Genomic DNA, 17,537 nt, shown 5'->3' with positions numbered 1-17,537 from the left:
ATAACTTTGGATGAGGAGGTGATGGCATGTCCGAACTGGGGCAACAGCTAAAAGAAGCCAGACTGCAAAAGGGCATGAGTCTGGACGACGTACAAGAAATGACAAAAATCCGCAAAAGATACTTGGAAGCCATCGAAGCAGGGGATTACAAGGTGCTCCCCGGGAGCTTTTATGTGAGGGCTTTTATTAAAACATATGCTGAAACGGTAGGTCTGGACCCGGATCTTCTGCTTGAAGACCATAAGCAGGAAGCGCCGGCCGAACCCGAACCGACGATGGAACCGGTTATCCAGAAACGGAGCAGCGCGCGTTCCTCGGAGCGCAATGTCAAATGGTTGTCGACCACGCTCATGTGGATTTTCCCGATTTTGATTATCGCGGTTATTTATCTGTATGCGAACAATGCGAGTCATCCGAAGTCGGAAAAGGTTGATTCGTCGAAGGTTACCGAGAAACAGCAGGATCCGACGCAAAAGACGGCTGAGACCACTCCGCCAACGGATAATACGAACAAAACCGCCGAAGGCAATACCAACAAGCCGGATCAAAAAGATACGGCCGGAGGGAATGCAGGCGGCAATCAGACCGCGACTCCTCCAGCGAAAGACGGTACGAGCAGTGAAACGACCGATAACACATCCGGCAATACGACGGATAACGGTACAACCACAACGACTACCACTCCTGCGGACAATCAATCCGTTGCGGTTCAGCAGGACGGCAAAAAAGGCAAAGATACAATCTTTAAGGTTTCCGCTCCTCAAGGTACGACGGTTAACGTGGAAATCAAAGCGACCGGCAAAAGCTGGCTTGAAGTGTACAAAGGCGAAAATATCCATGGGGAGAAGCTTTCTTTCGGAAACACCAAAGAAGGCGATACTCTAAGCTTCCCGCTTGATTCTACAGGTCTGTACATTAAATCCGGGTATTCTCCGGCCACGAAAATTACGGTAGGCGGTCAGACGGTTGAAGATGGAAAATCAACGTCCCGCATCCGACTGAAGCTCGCCGATCCCGGCAGTATGAGCACCAGCGGAGAATCATCCGGCGGCTCCGATGCTAACGGTACGAATACCGACGGTTCCACCAACAATAACGGCTGATTTCCGCCGTGCACCGAGCGTCTGAATTTATACGAAAATGTGCTTTTGCGTTTTGAGACAAAACCCATAACATTTTCATCGTTGGTGGTGACCGTGAGGTCATGTGAGCTTCTAACGGACACAGCGGCTGTTATAGAGAGTAAAAACGAGCGTTTTGAATTCTAACGGACACAATGCGGCTATTTTGCGGAAAATCCCCTATTGAGGTTGTTTTGGGAGCAGATAAGCGCTGTGGTGACCGTTACATTTTAAAAGTTGCCGTTTTTAGCGAAATAACCGCAAAGGTGTCCGTTAGAAAAAGTCCATCCATTTATCCGCCGTGTTCAGACTGTTAGAAGGTGAATAAACCTGCAGCCTTGCGGAGATAATAGGACTAGTTTTATTGCAACTCGGTCTTATGAATCTCAATGAAATGAGGTGCATGGAAGATGGCAATCAGCTGGATCGTAACCGGTCTCGGCGTCGTTGTCAGCCTTCTCGGGTACTATCTGACCCCTAATCCATGGGGATACGGAATATTGGGCTTTGGACTGGCATGTATCGTACTGGGAATTGTGAACATGTTCAGACAACCTGTACATGAACAATAACACGGAGAATTTATTTGCCCATAAGAGACATTCCTGAAAAGCCGAGCTTCGGTCAGGAATGTCTTTTTTGGTGCCCTTATTCGCGCTTCGCAAAATCGATTAGACTTGTCTGCAACATTTTCATATAATATGACATGAAGTTTTTTAAGGAAAGGACGTGAGGCAATGAGTTCGGAAAACTCATTCGATATCGTTTCTAAATTTGATTTGCAGGAAATGAATAATGCGATCAATCAGGCAGAGAAGGAGATTGCTAACCGCTTTGACTTCAAGGGCAGCAAAAGCAGCCTGAAGCTCGAAAAGGAAGCGCTGATCATCGTTTCAGACGATGAATACAAGCTGAAATCGGTTATTGATATTCTGCAGGGCAAAATGGTTAAAAGGGGTTTATCGCTTAAAAACGTGGATTATGGCAAAATCGAACCTGCCTCTATGGGAACGGTCCGCCAGCGCATTGGGCTGAAACAGGGGATCGATCAGGATAACGCCAAAAAAATAAACGTGCTGATCCGTGATTCCAAGTTGAAGGTGAAGAGCCAGATTCAAGGAGATCAAATCCGGGTAGTAGGCAAAAGCAAAGATGACCTGCAGGCGGTTATGCAGCTTTTGCGCAAAGCCGATCTTCCGCTTGATCTGCAATTTACCAATTTCAAATGACGTTTTGCCGGGGGATTTTCCGCTGAAACGGCTGCATGCATGTTTTTGACAGAAAATAAAACGTTATATTATACTTGTGAAGAAGTATGGGAAGAACGTTGCTTACATATGTATGTTCCGATACAATGTACTAATCATATGATTTTATACTTCAAGTTTGTTTTCACCGGGGAGGGTGTACATTGAATTTGCCCAACCGTATTACCATTGCAAGAATATGTCTGATTCCAATCATGATGGTGTTTCTGCTGGTGGACTTTAGCTTCTATCCGGAACCTTTGGTTTGGAATTCTTACCAGCTGCCACTGAACCAGCTGATTGCGGCGATCGTTTTTATTTTGGCAGCCAGTACGGACGGTATAGACGGTTATTTGGCACGCAAGAACAACATGGTAACCAATTTAGGAAAGCTGCTGGACCCCTTGGCGGATAAACTTCTGGTGGCGGCGGTCCTGATTTCGCTTGTCGAGATGGGCAAATGCGATTCTTGGATCGCAGTCGTTATTATCAGTCGCGAATTTGCGGTTACCGGGCTTCGTCAAATTGCGCTTCTTGACGGATCCGTAGTAGCAGCCAGCAAATGGGGGAAAGCCAAAACGGTGGTTCAAATTATCGCCATTGTGTTGATGCTGCTTAACAACTTCCCGTTTGAACTGATCGGGCTTCCGCTTGATACGATTGCAACATGGGCGGCCGCTTTGATAACGATCTACTCTGGAATCGACTATTTCGTAAAAAACAAGCATTTGCTTCGGCTATCCAATGCATGAACGGCAATAGGATTAATCCTATTGCCTTTTCTTTCCATTATTAGTGTTTTTGGCTGTGCCAAGTTTGAAACAGGTTATATAACGCGTACACAAAGCGAATAAAGTGGGCTAATTTGAGGGGGAATAACAGCATGAAAGCGGAAATCATCGCAGTGGGGACCGAACTGCTGCTGGGCCAAATCTTGAACACGAATGCGCAGTATTTATCCCAGGAGCTTGCCGGCATGGGGATTGACGTTTATTTTCAAACCGTTGTCGGCGATAATATGGAGCGGCTTCGGCATGCCATCGAGCATGCGGCTCAAAGGGCGGATATATTGCTTTTGACCGGCGGCATAGGTCCAACCCAGGATGACCTGACCAAAGACGCGCTTGGGGCCGTTCTGGGCCGCTCTTTGCATATTGACCAGCAGGCTATGGACCAAGTGGAGAAGTTTTTTGCGGGCCGCGGCGTCGTCATGACCGAAAACAACCGCCGCCAAGCGCTTGTCATCGACGGAAGCACGCCGCTTCCGAATGAAACCGGCCTGGCGGTAGGCATCGCGATTGCCCAAAACGATAGATTTTACATCGTTCTTCCGGGGCCGCCCAAAGAAATGAAGCCGATGTTTGAAGCGCAGGCGAAACCGTGGCTGCAGCTGCATGCCTTGACGAACGAATTGCCGATTTACTCCAAAATGCTGAAATTTGCGGGGATCGGCGAATCGCTTCTGGAGGATAAGCTGCTTGATTTAATTCAGGCGCAAAACGACCCGACGATCGCGCCGTATGCCAAAGAAGGAGAGGTTTCGGTCCGCATTTCAACGAAAGCCAAAAGCGAATCCGAAGCCATGCGAAAGCTTGACGCGCTCGAAGAGCAAATCCAAAAGCGGCTTTCCCAAAATATGTATGCCAGCACGGATGTGCCGATCGAGAAAGTGATCGTGGATATGATGGCAAGCCGCGGGCTGACGCTCAGCGCGGCTGAAAGCTGCACGGGCGGACTGCTGATGGAAAGCATCACGGCGATACCCGGCAGCTCCTCGATGTTCCTTGGAGGTATCGTATGCTATTCGAATCAAATGAAAGAAAAGCTTCTCCATGTGCCTCACGCCCTGCTTGAAGGCGAGGGGGCTCCGGGGGCTGTCAGCCATGAAGTGGCGGAGGTTCTGGCCGAACACGTCCGAATGATTGCGGACAGCGATTTCGGGCTCTCCGTAACTGGCGTTGCGGGTCCGGCGCATTCCGAACGCAAGCCTGTCGGTCTGGTTTATATCGGACTCGCGGAACGCGGGAAGCAAACCGAAGTGTTCGAGCTTAGATTAAGCGGAAACCGGGATGCGATCCGGATCCGGACGGTTAAAACGCTGCTTTACCGTCTCTGGCAGAGACTTGCCGCATAGGCCTTTCGGGCTTTCACCCGGGCGAAGTTGTGCTGCAACTCTGAAAAAGGTATAATTATAGATATGCGGAAGAACCGTGCAAATCTGGATTTGCTGCGGTTCTTTTCTTTTCCCATGGAACTGCGGCAGCCTGTGGGGGAGGAGAATGAACGGAATAAAAAAACGAATGTATGTTCGAAAAAATGCTTGGCAAACGTTCCAAAACAAGGTATGATACTAGTAATGAAAGTTCAACCTCTTATAAACGGTGAAGGATGTGAGTTTATTGTCAGATCGTCGTGCTGCGCTGGAAGTCGCGCTTCGTCAGATAGAGAAACAATTCGGTAAAGGTTCAATCATGAAACTGGGTGAGTCCACTCACATGCAGGTGGAAGTTGTTCCCAGCGGTTCCTTGGCTTTAGATATAGCATTAGGTATTGGCGGCCTGCCAAGAGGCCGTGTAATCGAAGTATATGGTCCGGAATCATCCGGTAAAACGACAGTGGCTCTTCACGCCATTGCGGAAGTGCAGAAAGTTGGCGGACAAGCAGCGTTTATTGATGCGGAGCACGCGCTGGATCCGCTTTATGCCAGCAAGCTGGGCGTTAATATTGACGAACTGCTGCTTTCACAGCCGGACACAGGCGAACAGGCGCTGGAAATCGCCGAGGCGCTTGTGCGCAGCGGTGCCGTGGACATTATCGTTGTGGACTCAGTAGCGGCGCTCGTTCCTAAAGCGGAGATCGAAGGCGAAATGGGTGATTCCCACGTGGGCCTTCAAGCACGCTTGATGTCTCAAGCATTGCGTAAGCTGTCCGGCGCCATTGCCAAATCCAAGACAATTGCCATCTTCATCAACCAGCTTCGCGAGAAGGTGGGCGTTATGTTCGGCAATCCGGAAACGACGCCTGGCGGCCGCGCCCTGAAATTCTATTCTTCTGTGCGCCTTGATGTGCGCCGCGTTGAAAGCATTAAGATGGGCAATGACGTGGTAGGCAACCGGACACGGATCAAGGTTGTAAAGAACAAGGTCGCTCCTCCGTTCAAACAAGCTGAAATTGATATCATGTATGGAGAAGGCATTTCCAAGGAAGGCAGCATTATCGATATTGGTACTGAACTCGATATCGTCAATAAAAGTGGCGCCTGGTATTCCTATGAAGGCGAGCGTCTGGGTCAAGGACGTGAAAATGCCAAGCAGTTTTTGAAAGAAAACACGCAAATTTCCGAAACGATTGAAAACAAGATTCGGGAAGCAAGCAATCTTACGACTTTAGTTCCTTCTCCTACAGCCAGCGAGCTGGAAGCCGAGCAGCAGGAAGAGCAGGAATTGTTGGAGCTTGAATAATCATTAGCCTAATGATGAAGGCGCCCTGGTGAACCGGACAGGGGCGTCTTTTTTGTGAGGATTGCAGGTTTGTGAGGGGATTTCGTAATGGAAGGTTTGTTCCGCGCCGCATTTCCGATGAAAATCACAACCGCAATAAGCATATCAGAAGATGAAGATATCCAATTAAATAGAGCGTTGAAATATTATTGAAACACAACTATATAAGCTGATTGCCAGGAGTGTGCAGACATGCAGGAGGAAGATGTACGGAAGCAGGATCAATTAACGGATATTTCGCTTTTCCCAGGCGGCATAGACCTGACAATAACGGCCGTGGAGCGGGAGCCTAAGCAAAAAGGGCGGTATCTTATTTCTTTTGGTGAATATAAGCTGTCTGTTCATGAGGACGTGATGATCAAATTCCGCATGATGAAAGGTCAAGTCTTTACGAAGCAGGAGCTGGAGGAGATCGTGCTTGCAGACGAAAAGCAGCGGGCTTATGTCCAGGCACTTAAATATTTGGAAAGGAAACAGCGCACAAGAAAGGAACTGGAAGACCGACTGCGGCAAAAGGAATTCGGGTATGCTGTTATAGAGCAGGCCCTGCAGCGGCTCGAGCAGGAGGGGCTGGTTAATGATGAACTGTACGCAAAGCAGTGGGCGGAGCAGCGCATTTCGGGCCAGCGCAAGGGAAGAGCCTGGGTCAAGCAGGAACTGCGCCAAAAAGGCGTGGACAACCTGCTGATCGGTGAAGCGCTGGCGGAAGTGAGCCGGGAGCAGGAATTTGAGAGCTGTTTGATTGTCGGAAGAAAAAAATGGCATCAGACACGCGGCGAAATCATGGACAGAAAAAGAAAAACCGGGGCTTTTTTAATGAGAAGAGGCTTTTCCGGCGAAATGGCCAGGAAGGTCATTAACGAATGCATACGGGAAAACAATGAGGCGCAGGAGAATGAGGAACCTTATCCGTTCGATTGAGAGAAGTTAACATATTATGAAAGGGATTCTCTTGACAATATCTTTTCACAAATACTAAAATGGAATATGAATCTTGTATTGAAAAGAGTCCCTTTTTCCTTCCAAAAAAGCCTCATTTCCATAAGATTCATGAGCGCCAATTCATATGGATAATGCCCGTTTTTCACGGGTGATTAGAATCGTTGATTTGCGATTTGTGTATGATGATGAACGTGTTGAATGAACAGTAAAAAATCCCAAGGAATACCTTGGAGGAACCAACGAGGGGGTGAAAAGATGCCTTGGTGGCTATCGGTCATTCTCGTTGTTGCCGGATTGTTCTTGGGGTTCGTGATTGGATATTTTATTCGCAAATCTCTTGCAGAAGCTAAAATTTCTAGTGCTGAACACGCTGCATTACAAATAGTTGAAAATGCGAAGAAAGAAGCTGAAGCACTGAAAAAGGAAACGGTACTGGAAGCGAAGGATGAAGTCCACAGAATCCGTACCGAAGCTGAAAAAGACACTCGTGAGCGTCGAAATGAAATTCAACGGCAGGAAAGACGATTGTTGCAGAAAGAAGAGTCGCTGGATAAAAAGATTGAATCGCTGGAACGCAAAGAAGAACAGGTGGCTAACAAAGAGAAACGCATTGAAGAGACACAACAGCAGATTGATTTGATTTACAAGACTCAGGTCGCCGAATTGGAGCGGATCTCCAACCTCACGATGGAAGATGCAAGAAGCATCATTTTGAGCAACGTGGAACAGGAAGTAAGACATGAAACCGCACAAATGATCAAGGACATTGAGCAGCAGGCCAAAGAAGAAGCGGACAAGAAGGCGCGGGAAATCGTCACTCTTGCCATTCAGCGCTGCGCTGCCGACCATGTCGCTGAAACCACGGTATCTGTAGTCACATTGCCAAATGAGGAAATGAAAGGGCGGATTATCGGCCGTGAAGGCCGGAATATTCGCGCGCTGGAAACCCTTACTGGTATTGATCTCATTATTGATGATACGCCTGAAGCTGTTATTCTGTCAGGTTTCGATCCGATTCGCAGGGAAATTGCCCGTTCCGCATTGGAAAAACTTGTGTCGGATGGCCGAATTCATCCGGCTCGGATTGAAGAAATGGTGGAAAAATCACGCAAAGAAGTCGATGAACGGATTCGCGAGTATGGCGAACAAGCGACTTTCGAGGTGGGAGTTCACGGACTGCATCCGGATCTGATCAAGATCCTGGGCCGCCTGAAATTCCGTACCAGCTATGGTCAGAACGTGCTGAAGCATTCCATGGAGGTTGCGTATCTCACCGGTCTGATGGCCGGGGAACTTGGAGAAGACATTGTTCTCGCCAAACGTGCCGGATTGTTGCATGACATCGGCAAAGCGCTGGATCATGAAGTGGAAGGATCGCATGTTGAAATCGGCGTGGAACTGGCGAAGAAATACAAGGAACATCCGGTGGTTATTAACAGTATTGCGTCGCACCACGGGGATGTCGAGGCGACTTCGGTTATCGCGATGCTGGTTGGCGCGGCTGACGCGTTATCTGCAGCAAGACCTGGAGCACGCCGCGAGACGCTTGAAACGTACATCAAACGTCTGGAGAAACTGGAGGAAATCTCCGAGTCCTTCGAAGGCGTGGAAAAATCGTTTGCGATTCAAGCCGGACGCGAGGTTCGCGTTATGGTGCAGCCTGAGAAGATTGATGACGCGGAAGCTTTCCGTTTGGCACGGGATATTACGAAGACGATCGAAAATGAACTGGATTATCCGGGACATATTAAAGTTACCGTCATTCGTGAGACCCGAGCTGTTGAATACGCTAAATAATGATTTGAAAAGTGGCCGGAATAAGGGCCACTTTTCATCTTTTCGGATATACGAATAGAGTGCTTTCTTCAAGAGCTTGGCCAATAAGAAATTCATACACAACAAGCGGAGATATACGTCATTCGACGTTTTGAATACAAGGAGGGGAACGTTATTAACGTTTTATTTATTGGAGACATCGTAGGAAGCGTAGGCAGAAAAGCGTTAAAGGATACGCTGCCTTCTCTCAAATCGAAGTATGATCCCCACATCATCATCGTAAATGGAGAAAATGCCGCATCCGGCCGGGGCATTACCGAGTCGATCGCCAAGGATTTTTTTGAATGGGGCGTTCACGGCATTACGATGGGCAACCATACTTGGGATAACAAGGAAATCTTTGATTTTATCGACGATGAACCGCGTATGGTTCGTCCGGCGAATTTTCCTCCGGGGACACCGGGGCTCGGGCATACGGTAATCAAAGCGGGTGGCAAGGAACTGGCGATCGTCAATTTGCAAGGACGTACGTTTTTGCCGGCCATCGACTGCCCGTTCCGCATAAGCGATGAAATCGTCGATCAGTTGCGCAAAAAGCATAAATTCATTCTGGTCGACTTTCATGCGGAAGCCACTTCCGAAAAAATCGCCATGGGCTGGCATTTGGATGGCAGAGCTTCCATCGTTGTAGGCACGCATACGCATGTTCAAAGCAATGACGATACGATTTTGCCTGGAGGAACCGCTTATTTGACCGATGCCGGCATGGTTGGTCCCAGGGAAGGGATTCTCGGCATGGAGCGGGAAGCGGTGCTGCGCAAATTCAAAACGCAACTGCCTGTACGGTTCCAGGTGGATAAAGGAAAATGGCAGTTTCATGGACTGTTTGTCCAATTGGATGATGCCACAGGCAAAGCGAAAAAGATGGAGAAAATTCGTCTGCTCGAGGACGATTGGATTATGAACTGAGGAAACTTCTTTGAGATTATAGAAATCTATACTTCGAAAGCGGACTATTTGAACAACCTCTTATAGGGAATGAGATGGGGAAGCGTAAGACTATCGATCTGTTTTTAAGGGCGAAATTGACAAAAAGAAGGAATTATTTTGCCACTCCCGAATAACATCTAGTATGTGGAAGCTATCCATCACCATTCCCAGGGGAGGTACTTACTATGGAAGTATTAAAAGTTTCAGCAAAGTCCAATCCAAACTCTGTTGCCGGTGCTCTAGCTGGCGTGCTTCGCGAACGTGGTGCTGCTGAACTGCAGGCGATCGGAGCGGGTGCGCTGAACCAAGCCATTAAAGCGGTTGCCATTGCCCGGGGATTCGTTGCGCCAAGCGGAGTTGATCTGATTTGTATCCCCGCTTTTACGGATATCGTGATTGATGGGGAGGACCGAACCGCAATCAAATTGATTGTGGAACCAAGATGATATGATTTTCGGAAAAGCACTTGTTGTTGAAACCTGTTTATTGATATAAGCTGAATAAAGCCGGGATTTTCGGGGCAGCGATTGTCCTTGGGCTTGCATTCAGTTTATATGGGATAGACAGGTTTTTTTGACATTATTAAATTCATGAGTTTTTTGGGGTCCCGCAAAGTATTTGAAGTAAGCATCGAAGCACAGGCTGCACTCAGTACTTTTGCTTCGCAAAAGCGCCCCTCTGTGAGAGGCGTCCTTACTTCTTTCCGATCCACTCAGTACTTTTGCTTTGCAAAAGCGCCCTTCAGGCGTCGGACTTCTTTCCGATACACTTTGCGGGGTTATTTTGCATCCTTTACGGAAGTGAAGCTTAATTTTAAGGTTTTCGTGGGCATCGGATGTTCAAAAGAGGGAGGATCCAAAGTGAGCATACCTGTGATTGACTTTCATTGTGACGTGTTAAGTAAAATGAGGGAGGATTCGAGGATATCCTTTCAAAATGATCCAAAGCTTGATGTAACCTATGAACGGCTGCGGCAGGGAGAAGTATCGCTGCAGTGTTTTGCTATTTATTTGTCCGAGCACTGGGGCATCCCGCGTTACGAATATATTTTGGATCAGATCGACGCATTTAAATCGCGGGTGATGACGGCCGGAGAAGGCGTCCGTTGGCTGAGATGGAAAGAAGACGCTGCGGAGCTCCGACAGGCGATAGAGAACGCTAACCAAGCAACTATGCCCCGTCGGCGTCCTTGGGGACTGCTTTCGGTCGAAGGCGCGGATGGTTTTGAGGGCAATTTGTATTATGTGCGGATGTGTCATGAACTGGGTGTCCGTTTTCTGGGCATTACCTGGAATTACGCAAACTGGGCGGCGGACGGGGCGCTGGAGAGCCGAAATGGCGGTTTTACCGAAAAAGGCAAAAAGCTGATCGATTTATGCAATGAAATCGGGCTTTTGCTGGATGTTTCCCATTTATCCGAGGCGGGATTTTGGGAATTGACGGAACGGACCGCTCGCCCTTTTATCGCATCTCATTCCAATGCCAAAGCGATTTGCCCGCATCCGCGGAATTTGACGGACGATCAGATCCGGGCGATTGTGGCTATGAACGGACGAATCGGATTAACTTTTGTACCATGGTTTGTAAGGGAAGGCAAAGGGACAGCTGTACGGCCGGAAGATCTGCTGCCGCATATCGAGCATGTTTGCTCGTTGGGCGGGGAAGATCACCTGATGCTTGGCTCCGATTTCGACGGGATCGATTCATGGATAGAACATTTGGAGCATCCCGGCCGTTATCCGGCTTTTGCGGAACTGCTGTGCAAACATTATGCGGAAACATCGGTACGGAAATGGTTTGCGGGCAATGCATTGTCCTATCTGAATACCCATCTGCCGGAAAAAGGGACTTCAGGTGCCGGGCAGATATAATCGATGGAACGTTTACGTGGTAATTTTTCTTGGAATGTAAGGATACAGGTTTCTTGAAGTTTATACTTTTTTTGTATCATAAAAAACGCTTGCTATTTGTCCCGGTTGCTCATAAACTTTACATGACTATAAAGCCGTTAAATGTCAATGTGATGCCAGAGCAAATCACTGGCACGATGAGTGGGAGAAGGAGTGGGCCTTTTTGATCAGTCAATTGTCATGGAAAATAGGCGGGCAACAAGGGGAAGGCGTAGAAAGCACGGACCGGATCTTTTCGACGGCTCTGAACCGGCTTGGGTACTACCTCTACGGTTACCGCCATTTTTCTTCACGAATTAAGGGTGGACATACAAATAATAAAATCCGGATCAGCACGCAGCCTATTCGCGCGATTGCGGATGATTTGGATATTCTGGTTGCGTTTGACCAGGAAAGCATCGATTTGAACGCACATGAATTGCGCCGGGGAGGAGTCGTCGTTGCCGATGCCAAATTCGGACCGATGCTGCCGGATCATGTTGATGCGCGGCTTTTTCCGGTTCCAATTACATCCATTGCGGAAGAACTCGGAACGTCGTTGATGAAAAATATGGTTGCTTCCGGCGCGTCTTGGGCGCTGCTCGGCTTGCCGATGGAAGTATTCAACAAGGCGGTTGAAGAGGAATTCGGACGCAAAGGCGCTGCCGTTGTAGCCAAAAATATCGAAGCTGTACAACGTGGAGCCGATTATGTGCTGGAACTGGCCGGCGGACCGCTTGAAGATTTTAAACTGGAACCGGCGGACGGCAAGCAGAAGCTGTTTATGATTGGCAATGACGCCATCGGACTCGGGGCAATAGCCGCCGGCTGCCGCATTATGAGCGCCTATCCAATTACGCCGGCTTCGGAGATCATGGAATATTTGATCAAAAAGCTGCCGAAATTCGGCGGTACTGTCGTGCAGACCGAAGATGAAATTGCCGCCATTACGATGGCGGTTGGCGCGAACTATGCGGGCGTCCGTTCGATGACGGCTTCCGCCGGCCCGGGTCTATCGCTGATGATGGAGGCCATCGGACTCTCCGGGATGACGGAAACGCCGGTCGTCATCGTCGATACGCAGCGCGGCGGGCCAAGCACCGGCCTGCCGACCAAGCAGGAGCAAAGCGATATTAATGCGCTGATTCACGGTACGCATGGGGAAATTCCGAAGATCGTGCTGGCTCCAAGCTCGATAGAAGAATGCTTCTACGATATGATTGAAGCTTTTAATCTGGCGGATAAATATCAGCTGCCGGTTATTGTCGTAACGGATCTGCAGCTGTCCCTTGGCAAGCAATCCTGCGAGCAGCTTGATTATGACCGGATCAGCATCGATCGCGGCAAGCTGGTGGAAGAAGCTCCCGAAATCGAGGCAGGGGGATTGTTCAAGCGTTATGAACTTTCGGAGGACGGCGTATCGCCTAGAGTCCTGCCTGGCCAGAAACATGGTATCCATCATGTTACCGGCGTTGAACATGACGAAAGCGGCCGCCCGTCGGAAAATGCGGCAAACCGCAAGCGGATGATGGATAAACGCCTTTCCAAAATGGAGCAAATTACGGTGGAACATCCGATTCATGCCGAAATGCCGCATGAGCATCCGGATCTATTGATTATCAGCATGGGATCAACGGGCGGTACGATTGCGCAGGCTCGTGAACAGCTTGAGCGGGAAGGCATTACGACAGGCCAGATGATGGTAAGATTGCTGCATCCGTTCTCGGCGGAGGCTGTGAAGCCTTATGTTGAACAGGCGAAACGGGTGGTTGTGCTTGAACATAACGCAACCGGTCAACTGGCGAATCTGATCAAGCTGCATGTCGGCGGCAAAGAGAAAATATCGAGCGTGCTCAAATACGACGGCAACCCGTTCCTGCCGTCCATCGTGGCCGATGAATGCAGAAAAGTCTGTCAGGCAAGTAAGGAGCTGGTGTAATCATGGCAACATTTAAAGATTTTCGCAATCAAATCAAACCCAACTGGTGTCCGGGCTGCGGAGATTTCTCCATTCAGGCTGCTATCCAGCGCGCTGCCGCCAATTCGGGGCTTGAACCCGAGCAGTTGGCCGTTATTTCGGGAATTGGCTGCTCGGGCCGGATTTCCGGTTATATCCATGCATACGGATTTCACGGCATTCACGGCCGTTCCTTGCCTATTGCGCAAGGCGTCAAGCTGGCGAACCGCGATCTGACGGTCATTGCGACCGGGGGCGACGGAGACGGTTTTGCCATCGGTCTGGGCCATACCATCCATGCCATCCGCAGAAATATCAACATTACCTATATCGTAATGGACAATCAGATTTACGGATTGACCAAAGGACAGACCTCCCCGCGGAGCGCGGAAGGGTTCGTGACCAAAAGCACGCCGCAAGGCTCCGTGGAAACGACGCTTTCGCCGCTAGAGCTGGCTTTGTCTGCCGGCGCGACCTTTGTCGCGCAGTCGTTCTCCAGCGATATCAAAGAACTGACGACGCTGGTGGAGGAAGCGATCAAGCATGAGGGGTTTTCCTTTATCAATGTATTCAGCCCTTGCGTAACGTTTAATAAGGTGAATACCTATGAATGGTTTAAAGACAACATTATTCCGCTTAGTTCCTTTCCGGAGTATGATCCGTCGAACCGGATCGCGGCAATGACGACGCTGATGGAAACAAGCGGCATGGTTACCGGCCTCATCTATCAGGACAAAACGAAAAAGAGTTATGAAGATTCGGTGCCGGGCTTCCGCAAAGAGGCGCTTGTCCGGCAGGAAATGTCATTATCGCGTGAACATTTTGACAATCTTGTAGCGGAATTTAAATAAATGCTTTGAAAGGCGCCCGCAAATGCGGCAGCGCCTTTTAATTTTGAGGTGAAAGGATGTATAATGGTTTGGCGTACAGATAGATCATAGAGAAAAAATAAGGAGTGATCCACGTGAGTAAAACTGTACCTGTAGGCGTGTCGGCTAGACATATCCATCTTACCCAGGAACATATTGAGGCTTTGTTTGGAGAAGGTTATCAATTAACCGAATTTAAACCACTGTCCCAGCCGGGCCAATTTGCAGCCAATGAAACGGTTGCCGTGATCGGTTCGAAAGGACAATTCGATAAGGTGAGAATTTTGGGCCCAGCCCGCAAAGCAAGCCAGCTGGAAATTTCCCGCACCGACTCATTCGCCATCGGCGTCAAAGCACCGGTTCGCGAATCCGGCAACATCGAAGGAACGCCAGGCATCAAGGTAACAGGACCTAAAGGCGAAATCGAACTTGAGCAGGGAGTGATCGTTGCTGCGCGCCACATCCACTTCCACACTTCCGACGCAGAAAAATGGGGAATTGCCGATCAGCAAAAGCTGAAAGTCCGTGTTGGCGGAGAACGCGGCGTTGTTTTCGAAAACGTCATCGCCCGAGTCTCGGATTCCTTTGCGCTGGACATGCATATCGATACGGATGAAGCAAATGCATCCGGGGTTAAAACCGGAGATACCGCCGAGATCATCGACTAATACGTTTTGCAAACGTTCCATAGAGCGGGAGAATTCCAAAAGGAATTCTCCCGTTTTAGTTTACATATCAGAATGCTGTCTTCTGTGAGAGGATTTCCGATAGAGTTTTCTCATTTTTTTGTACAGCAAGTAGGCTTAACATCATAATTAGTGATTGACAAAAAGCGAAAGTAGCGGAGGGGACGGAATCGATCTGTAGAAGCGGCAGCGCTCGCCTAAAAGCTTTCCGAAGGAAAGCTAGCATCGGAAGCAAAAGCAGTCTCCGAATTGCTACCTTTATGAAAGGCTATATTCAAGAAATTTGGAGGCGGGCAGCGATCGGAAGAACGATCCGTAACCGCAGCGGTCACCTCGCATAATGTCAAGGACTAATTTGGAGTATTCAGCCAGCAAGGAAAGTAGCTAAACATAAGTAGTTCATGTTATAATTTATTGGAAATGCCTTTTTAGGCTTAGGTTTGTCCTAAGGGAATTGAAGGAGTGATCAGCAAGCATGGCGAAGGAAACAAAGGATTACTCCAAATATTTTGATTTTTCCGATGCCAAGGTTTTGTCCGAAGATGAGAACGGCAAGACCATACGTATTCGTGGCCGGGAGATTCATATTATTTCGGAGCCTAACCATAGACAAAGCAAAAAACGCCGGCGGGAGGACATACAGGTTCTGTATGATACCGAAATTCCAGCGGAACTGCGTGAGATCGGAAAAGGAAAACACTATATTGTTTATACGTACGGCTGCCAGATGAACGAACATGATTCGGAAACGATCAAGGGCATGCTGGAACAGATGGGTTATATGCCAACAGAAGACCGGAAGCAAGCCGATATTATTTTGCTGAACACCTGCGCGATCCGTGAAAATGCGGAAGACAAGGTATTTGGCGAACTTGGGCACTTGAAACATCTCAAGAAGGAAAAACCCGACATGCTGCTCGGCGTATGCGGCTGTATGTCCCAGGAAGAAAATGTGGTCAACCGCATTATGCGCAAACATGGTTTTGTGGATTTGGTCTTCGGTACTCATAATGTGCACAGATTGCCGCATTTGATTAAAGAAGCCTTGTTCAGCAAGGAAATGGTGGTTGAAGTCTGGTCCAAAGAAGGCGATATCATCGAGAACTTGCCGAAGAAGCGTGAAGGCCTGCGGGCATGGGTGAACATCATGTACGGCTGCGACAAGTTCTGCACCTATTGCATCGTTCCGGTGACCCGGGGCAAAGAACGCAGCCGCCGCCCTGAGGACGTCATTGCGGAAGTGCGCGAACTGGCACGGCAAGGATTTAAGGAAATTACGCTGCTTGGCCAAAACGTCAATGCTTACGGCAAAGATTTTACGGATATTTCGTACGGCTTTGGCGATTTGATGGATGATATCCGCAAAATCGATATTCCGCGTGTTCGCTTCACGACATCCCACCCGAGAGATTTTGATGATCATTTGGTCGAAGTTCTCGGCAAAGGCGGAAATTTGGTTGAGCATATCCATCTGCCTGTGCAGTCGGGTAGCAATGAAATACTGAAAATCATGGGCAGAAAATATACAAGAGAAACCTATCTGGAACTTGTCCGCAAAATTAAGGCCGCTATTCCGGACGTTGTACTGACCACGGATATTATCGTTGGTTTCCCGGGCGAGACGGAAGAACAGTTCGAAGAAACGCTGGCGCTTGTAAATGAAGTCGGATTTGATTCGGCGTACACCTTCATCTATTCTCCGCGCGAGGGAACGCCGGCTGCGGTTATGGAGGACAACGTGCCGATGGAAGCCAAAAGCCGGCGGTTGCAGCGCCTCAACCGGGCGATTGAGGAACATAGCCGCAAGAGCCATGAACAAATGCGCGGACAAATCGTCGAAGTGCTGGTCGAAGGCGAAAGCAAAAATAACGCCTCTGTGCTGGCAGGACGGACGCGCACCAATAAGCTGGTTCATTTTGAAGGCGGTAAAGAGCTGATCGGCTCTTTCGTAAAAGTCAGAATAACCGATGCGATGACCTGGTATATCAAAGGCGAGATCGTTAAGGAAGAAAATGAAGCTCATGCACTAACTCATTAGAACCAATTAAACGAAAATAGGGGTAATGTATAGTGAGAGAAAAGGGTCGTATCAACAGTTTGGGCATGATGTCTTACGACACAAAGGATCTAATCATCCGTGACGACATTATGGCAAAAGCCAAAGAACTGGCGGAGCTGATTTCAAGCAGCGAAGAAGTTCAGCAATATCAAAAGGCGGAAGAAAAAATCCGCGACCATGAGCATGTTCAAAGCCTGATTGCCACGCTTAAGAAGCGGCAAAAAGAGATTGTTGCGTTTGAGTCTTTTCAAAATCCGCAAATGGTAGCGAAGATTGAGAAAGAAATGGAAGCCATTCAGGATGAAATCGACAGCATTCCGCTCGTCACCGAATTCCAGCAAACCCAAAGCGATATCAACTATTTGCTGCAGCTGGTGATGTCGGTGATTCGTGACACCGTATCGGAAAAAATTAACGTGGTAGCGGGAGCGGATGAACCTCCTTCAAGCTGTGGATAAAATGAAACATTCAAGGCGGTGGATCATGTATCCGCGCCTTTTT

At 48.7% G+C, this 17,537-nt stretch carries 16 protein-coding genes; all 16 read left to right on the top strand.

Features of this window, described 5'->3' with window-relative positions; all coding sequences use genetic code 11:
- The first annotated feature begins 26 nt into the window (after positions 1 to 26).
- The gene (locus L6442_RS21625) at positions 27 to 1,103 is read left to right on the top strand and encodes a helix-turn-helix domain-containing protein (protein ID WP_212980220.1); all 1,077 of its coding nucleotides are present in this window, start codon (positions 27 to 29) and stop codon (positions 1,101 to 1,103) included.
- 428 nt (positions 1,104 to 1,531) lie between these two features.
- Positions 1,532 to 1,693 carry a hypothetical protein gene (locus L6442_RS21620; protein ID WP_194230446.1) on the top strand — a complete coding sequence of 54 codons (162 nt, stop codon included), beginning with the start codon at positions 1,532 to 1,534 and terminating at the stop codon, positions 1,691 to 1,693.
- Between the two features lie 165 nt (positions 1,694 to 1,858).
- Entirely contained in the window at positions 1,859 to 2,350 is a 492-nt protein-coding gene (locus L6442_RS21615; protein WP_194230445.1) for a YajQ family cyclic di-GMP-binding protein, read from the top strand.
- Between the two features lie 182 nt (positions 2,351 to 2,532).
- Positions 2,533 to 3,120, top strand: a complete 588-nt coding sequence (gene pgsA, locus L6442_RS21610) for a CDP-diacylglycerol--glycerol-3-phosphate 3-phosphatidyltransferase (protein WP_194230444.1) — start codon at positions 2,533 to 2,535, stop codon at positions 3,118 to 3,120.
- Between the two features lie 131 nt (positions 3,121 to 3,251).
- Positions 3,252 to 4,502, top strand: coding sequence for a competence/damage-inducible protein A (locus L6442_RS21605; RefSeq protein ID WP_212980219.1), 1,251 nt, complete (start codon positions 3,252 to 3,254; stop codon positions 4,500 to 4,502).
- 265 nt (positions 4,503 to 4,767) lie between these two features.
- Entirely contained in the window at positions 4,768 to 5,829 is a 1,062-nt protein-coding gene (gene recA, locus L6442_RS21600) for a recombinase RecA (RefSeq protein ID WP_212980218.1), read from the top strand.
- A 231-nt stretch (positions 5,830 to 6,060) separates the two neighbouring features.
- Positions 6,061 to 6,789: a regulatory protein RecX gene (locus tag L6442_RS21595; protein ID WP_212980217.1), complete on the top strand. Its 729-nt coding sequence runs from the start codon at positions 6,061 to 6,063 to the stop codon at positions 6,787 to 6,789.
- A 276-nt stretch (positions 6,790 to 7,065) separates the two neighbouring features.
- On the top strand, positions 7,066 to 8,607 hold the full coding sequence (gene rny / locus L6442_RS21590) for a ribonuclease Y (RefSeq protein WP_212980216.1): 1,542 nt from the start codon (positions 7,066 to 7,068) through the stop codon (positions 8,605 to 8,607).
- A 153-nt stretch (positions 8,608 to 8,760) separates the two neighbouring features.
- Positions 8,761 to 9,555 carry a TIGR00282 family metallophosphoesterase gene (locus tag L6442_RS21585; RefSeq protein WP_212980231.1) on the top strand — a complete coding sequence of 265 codons (795 nt, stop codon included), beginning with the start codon at positions 8,761 to 8,763 and terminating at the stop codon, positions 9,553 to 9,555.
- 206 nt (positions 9,556 to 9,761) lie between these two features.
- Positions 9,762 to 10,022: a stage V sporulation protein S gene (locus tag L6442_RS21580; protein ID WP_006286829.1), complete on the top strand. Its 261-nt coding sequence runs from the start codon at positions 9,762 to 9,764 to the stop codon at positions 10,020 to 10,022.
- 420 nt (positions 10,023 to 10,442) lie between these two features.
- Complete coding sequence (locus tag L6442_RS21575; protein ID WP_237100404.1) at positions 10,443 to 11,447, top strand: dipeptidase; 1,005 nt, start codon at positions 10,443 to 10,445, stop codon at positions 11,445 to 11,447.
- A 202-nt stretch (positions 11,448 to 11,649) separates the two neighbouring features.
- Entirely contained in the window at positions 11,650 to 13,404 is a 1,755-nt protein-coding gene (locus tag L6442_RS21570; protein WP_212980214.1) for a 2-oxoacid:acceptor oxidoreductase subunit alpha, read from the top strand.
- Between the two features lie 2 nt (positions 13,405 to 13,406).
- A complete protein-coding gene (locus L6442_RS21565; protein ID WP_212980213.1) occupies positions 13,407 to 14,273 on the top strand; it encodes a 2-oxoacid:ferredoxin oxidoreductase subunit beta in 867 nt (288 codons plus the stop codon).
- A 113-nt stretch (positions 14,274 to 14,386) separates the two neighbouring features.
- Positions 14,387 to 14,959, top strand: coding sequence for a phosphate propanoyltransferase (pduL, locus tag L6442_RS21560; protein ID WP_212980212.1), 573 nt, complete (start codon positions 14,387 to 14,389; stop codon positions 14,957 to 14,959).
- A 493-nt stretch (positions 14,960 to 15,452) separates the two neighbouring features.
- Complete coding sequence (miaB, locus tag L6442_RS21555) at positions 15,453 to 17,015, top strand: tRNA (N6-isopentenyl adenosine(37)-C2)-methylthiotransferase MiaB (protein ID WP_194230436.1); 1,563 nt, start codon at positions 15,453 to 15,455, stop codon at positions 17,013 to 17,015.
- A gap of 65 nt (positions 17,016 to 17,080) precedes the next feature.
- On the top strand, positions 17,081 to 17,494 hold the full coding sequence (locus L6442_RS21550) for a YlbF/YmcA family competence regulator (protein ID WP_194230545.1): 414 nt from the start codon (positions 17,081 to 17,083) through the stop codon (positions 17,492 to 17,494).
- Positions 17,495 to 17,537 lie beyond the last annotated feature (43 nt).

This window comes from Paenibacillus azoreducens, from assembly GCF_021654775.1.
GTDB classification, from domain to species: domain Bacteria; phylum Bacillota; class Bacilli; order Paenibacillales; family Paenibacillaceae; genus Paenibacillus_AQ; species Paenibacillus_AQ azoreducens.
Note: the sequence above shows the minus strand (reverse complement) of the source record. Positions and strands in the feature narration are given on the sequence as shown.

Bases quoted from the DNA above. Each gene is read 5' to 3' on its own strand.
- L6442_RS21605 (WP_212980219.1), top strand. From the start codon at position 3,252: ATGAAAGCGGAAATCATCGCAGTGGGGACCGAACTGCTGCTGGGCCAA.
- miaB (WP_194230436.1), top strand. From the start codon at position 15,453: ATGGCGAAGGAAACAAAGGATTACTCCAAATATTTTGATTTTTCCGAT.
- L6442_RS21595 (WP_212980217.1), top strand. From the start codon at position 6,061: ATGCAGGAGGAAGATGTACGGAAGCAGGATCAATTAACGGATATTTCG.
- L6442_RS21625 (WP_212980220.1), top strand. From the start codon at position 27: ATGTCCGAACTGGGGCAACAGCTAAAAGAAGCCAGACTGCAAAAGGGC.
- L6442_RS21550 (WP_194230545.1), top strand. From the start codon at position 17,081: ATGATGTCTTACGACACAAAGGATCTAATCATCCGTGACGACATTATG.
- L6442_RS21620 (WP_194230446.1), top strand. From the start codon at position 1,532: ATGGCAATCAGCTGGATCGTAACCGGTCTCGGCGTCGTTGTCAGCCTT.
- L6442_RS21580 (WP_006286829.1), top strand. From the start codon at position 9,762: ATGGAAGTATTAAAAGTTTCAGCAAAGTCCAATCCAAACTCTGTTGCC.
- rny (WP_212980216.1), top strand. From the start codon at position 7,066: ATGCCTTGGTGGCTATCGGTCATTCTCGTTGTTGCCGGATTGTTCTTG.
- L6442_RS21615 (WP_194230445.1), top strand. From the start codon at position 1,859: ATGAGTTCGGAAAACTCATTCGATATCGTTTCTAAATTTGATTTGCAG.
- L6442_RS21565 (WP_212980213.1), top strand. From the start codon at position 13,407: ATGGCAACATTTAAAGATTTTCGCAATCAAATCAAACCCAACTGGTGT.